The organism is Microcoleus sp. N9_B4, from assembly GCF_036701635.1.
In the GTDB taxonomy this organism is placed as follows: Bacteria; Cyanobacteriota; Cyanobacteriia; order Cyanobacteriales; family Microcoleaceae; genus Microcoleus.
Window position 1 is genome coordinate 1 of record NZ_JAUBRC010000118.1, and the last position, 1,394, is coordinate 1,394.

The 1,394-nt window shown below is 40.2% G+C and carries 1 protein-coding gene; it reads right to left on the reverse strand.

All coding sequences use genetic code 11. The annotated features are described in order from the left end of the window. Window positions 1-481 precede the first annotated feature (481 nt). Window positions 482-1,174 carry a hypothetical protein gene (locus tag QUA43_RS30690; protein ID WP_333379540.1) on the reverse strand — a complete coding sequence of 231 codons (693 nt, stop codon included), beginning with the start codon at window positions 1,172-1,174 and terminating at the stop codon, window positions 482-484. Window positions 1,175-1,394: the final 220 nt, after the last annotated feature.

Sequence of the window (1,394 nt, forward strand, 5' to 3'; positions counted from 1 at the left end):
TTAACACACAGCCTCTTTCTGATATTTAGAAAGGGGCTGTGTTGTTTTTACTGATTACACTGAATCCTGAAATTATACTGGGGGGGTAACAACCAGCCTGAAACCCATACCTTTGTAAGGATTGAGCCAATGTGTGCTAAAAAACGATAGGCAGTATAATTGTTACACGCTTGCCTATCTCAAAAATAATGATACCAACATTCTACCTCATTCATTTAAAAAAACAACTAAGTTCAGCTCAATTTAAACTGATTGGAATCTTGCTACCCTTGATACAATCCTGGGGGGGTGACGACCCGCCCCAAACCCATAGTTAGTAAGGATTCATTACTCACAAGTTAAGCTAAAAGCACTATTGTCAATGAGTAATTTTACTCATCTTTTACCTGTTGACCCAATTAATTGGAGTTTAGACTAAGCACAAATTGACTCAGCATGAGCTGAGTGGAAAAAATGGTTAATCAGCGAGAGGTTCTCAAGGTTAACTTACGAATTTTGTGGATTTTTGGAACCGACCTTTACCCTTTTTGACCACAGGATAGCGGCATCTTCGGGTGCGAGGTTTTCCCGTTTGCCATCCATCCGAGTTTCCTCGACGTTTGGGAGCAACAGTGGGAGTCCCAATCTTGATTAAAAGTGGAAGCATTGATTGTGCAACCCTTCCAGGGGTCAATTCAGGCAGAGACTTTTGCCAGGGCAAACGAATTTCTCTGACGACATCTTTAGCTAACCATAATTGCCAGGTTAGTAAAGGCATCAAATCACTCCATCGTTCGCACTGTTCTGGGGTACTCAACTTCGGCACAGTCCAATGTAAGGTTTGTTTAACTAACCGATACCAATGCTCGATGGTAAAACGACGCAGATATAGTTGCCAAATTTCAGCCAGAGATGGCATTTGGATACCAACCCACACTAACCATAAAGGTTGACTATTTAATCGACCCGTTACAGTTTCTAAACGTTCCACTAAAATTAGAGTCATTGGATGTTTGGGACTGCCTCGAAAGTGCAAGTCATCCCATTTTCTTAACCGAATTTTTCCGAGTTTTGGCTCAACAGATTCCAGAGTTTGTTCTGGTTCCCACCAGCTTTGAGAGTCGTTAAGTTTAAACTGGTTCCCATGAATTCTTGGTCTTCCTTTACCACTATAAGATAGAGGTGCTGACCACAAACAACGATTAGAACGAATAAGTAGCTAGACAAAATTAATTACATAGTTTTTTCCAAATTCTTTCAGGATTTTTTCCACAGATGTAACAAAAGTTCCCCAACTCTTGTAAGCTGTTGCACATTTAAACTGTGATACAAGCATTACCCTTATTTTTGATTTTGCGACCCCATTTAATTATTAATTGCCCTTCATTTAAGAGGCGGTGCAATAAATACTCTAG